Consider the following 3,018-nt stretch of genomic DNA (forward strand, 5'->3'; position numbering starts at 1 on the left):
TAATTGTGAATTGAAAATTGTGAATTGTGAATTGCAAATCGTTCTTTGACATATTGACACAAGCAAGACTGTAAATCAGCCAGGTCTTTAGAAGACTGGTGTAAAGAATCAAATTTTTGATAATTTCACATGACGAAACAGCTGAAAGTATGAGCGTGTGCCGTTCTCCGTATTCTTATGGGGAAAGGCACTGATCGAATAAGAAAGTAAATAAGGGCGTATGGCGGATGCCTAGGCTCATCCAGGCGATGAAGGACGTGATAAGCTGCGATAATCCGCGGGTAGGTGCAAATGACCCTTGATCCGCGGGTCTCCGAATGGGACAACCCGGGTATCTGAAGGATACCCATCCGTATTTTTGCGGAAGCTAACGGAGGGAACTGAAACATCTTAGTACCTCCAGGAAGAGAAAATAATTTAATGATTCCCCCAGTAGCGGCGAGCGACCGGGGAAGAGCCCAAACCGTTCGTGTCCTTCGGGCATGTGCGGGGTTGTAGGACCGCGTCATTGCACGCCATGCAGAGAGGAGAGCCTTCTGGAAAGAAGGACCACAGAGGGTGATAGTCCCGTATCCGAACCTGCATGCGGCATAGCGGTATCCTGAGTAGCGCGGGGCACGAGAAATCCTGCGTGAATCTGCCGGGACCATCCGGCAAGGCTAAATACTCGGATGAGACCGATAGTGTACCAGTACCGTGAGGGAAAGGTGAAAAGCACTTCGACAAGAAGGGTGAAATAGTTCCTGAAACCATACGCCTACAAGCGGTCGGAGCACCATTTTGGTGTGACGGCGTGCCTTTTGCATAATGAACCTACGAGTTGCCATCACCGGCGAGGCTAAGCCACATGAGTGGCGCACCCGCAGTGAAAGCGAGCCTGAACAGGGCGTTTTAGTCGGTGGGGGCAGACGCGAAACCAAGTGATCTACACATGTCCAGGCTGAAGTCCGGGTAACACCTGATGGAGGGCCGCACCAGTAAGCGTTGAAAAGCTTTTGGATGAGGTGTGTGTAGGAGTGAAAGGCCAATCAAACTTGGAGATAGCTCGTACTCCCCGAAAGGCATTTAGGTGCCGCGTGTGGCGATCCGCATGAGAGGTAGAGCGACCGATAGGTCGAGAGGGCTTCACCGCCTATCAAGACCTGACGAACTCCGAATGCTCATGCGCTGCAGCCATGCAGTAAGGGTGCGGGTGCTAAGGCCCGTACCCGAGAGGAGAAGAATCCGGACCGCCGTCTAAGGTCCCCGAGTTCTGCCTGAGTTAGTCTAACGAAGTGCGGTCCCCGTGACAGCCAGGATGTTGGCTTGGAAGCAGCCATTCATTCAAAGAGTGCGTAACAGCTCACTGGTCGAGGGTCCGTGCGTGGATAATAATCGGGTATAAGGCAGACACCGAAGGCGCGGGATAGTAATGTATATTAAAAGTATCGGTAGGGGAGCATTCCATGTACGCAGAATGCGGGGAGACGATTCCTGCTGGAGTGTATGGAAAAGCAAATGTAGGTATAAGTAACGATTAGGGGGATGAGAACTCCCCCCGCCGAAAGTCTAAGGTTTCCCGGGCAATGCCAGTCATCCCGGGGTTAGTCGGGTCCTAAGCCTCATCCTAATGGAGAGGGCGATGGCAGAAACGGTTAACATTCCGTTACTGCCGGCAGGAGCGATGTGGAGACGGAGCAGTGACACGGCCGCGGGGCGACGGAAGTCCCCGTTGAATGGTGTAGGCGTAGACCGGGGCAGGCAAATCCACCCTGGGAGCCGAACCTGATAGTATGGCTCTCCCCTCGGGGAGCGCCAATAGTGCCGGTAATCAAGCTTCCAAGAAAATCCGCTAAGCTTCATCCTGTCGGCACCCGTACCGCAAACCGACACAGGTAGACGGGTTGAATATACTCAGGCGTTGAGAGATTCATGGTTAAGGAACTAGGCAAACTGACCCTGTAACTTCGGGATAAAGGGTCCTCGTTATGATGACGAGGCGCAGAGAATAGGTCCAGGCAACTGTTTAACAAAAACACAGGGCTGTGCGAACACGAAAGTAGAAGTATACAGCCTGACACCTGCCCGGTGCCGGAAGGTTAAGAGGAGACGTCATCCCATTTATGGGTGCCGCGTTGAATTGAAGCCCCGGTAAACGGCGGCCGTAACTATAACGGTCCTAAGGTAGCGAAATTCCTTGTCGGGTAAGTTCCGACCTGCACGAATGGTGTAATGATCCGGACGCTGTCTCAATCATGATCTCAGTGAAATTGTAGTATCGGTGAAGATGCCGATTACCCGCGATGGGACGAAAAGACCCCGTGAACCTTTACTATAGCTTAGCATTGAGCCCGGTCATCCGATGTGTAGGATAGGCCGGAGGCTTTGAATCTCCCGCGCCAGCGGGAGTGGAGCCCCCCTTGAAATACGGCCCTTCGGCTGTCTGGGTTCTAACGCGCAAGATGTGCGGACACTGCTTGGCGGGTAGTTTGACTGGGGTGGTCGCCTCCAAAAGCGTAACGGAGGCTTCCAAAGGTGCCCTCCGGCCGATTGGTAACCGGCCTTATAGAGTGCAATGGCATAAGGGCGCTTGACTGGGAGGCAGACATGCCGATCAGGCAGGAAACTGGGGCATAGTGATCCGGTGCATGCGTATGGAAGCTGCATCGCTCAAAGGATAAAAGGTACTCCGGGGATAACAGGCTGATCCCCCCCAAGAGCTCATATCGACGGGGTGGTTTGGCACCTCGATGTCGGCTCGTCACATCCTGGGGCTGGAGAAGGTCCCAAGGGTTGGGCTGTTCGCCCATTAAAGTGGCACGCGAGCTGGGTTCAGAACGTCGTGAGACAGTTCGGTCTCTATCTATCGTGGGCGCAGGAGTTTTGCGTGGTGCCGTCACTAGTACGAGAGGACCGTGACGGACAGACCTCCGGTCTGCCGGTTGTGCCGCCAGGTGCACCGCCGGGTATCCGCGTCTGGCCAGGATAAGCGCTGAAAGCATCTAAGCGCGAAGCCATCCGCAAGATGAGAACTCCATT

Annotated in this window: 1 rRNA gene; it reads left to right on the forward strand. The window is 53.9% G+C overall.

The features are described 5' to 3' along the window. Positions 1 to 200: 200 nt before the first annotated feature. Positions 201 to 3,018 (forward strand): 23S ribosomal RNA (locus HMPREF0645_RS12400); the annotation flags it as partial.

The organism is Hallella bergensis DSM 17361 (assembly GCF_000160535.1).
Lineage (GTDB): Bacteria > Bacteroidota > Bacteroidia > Bacteroidales > Bacteroidaceae > Prevotella > Prevotella bergensis.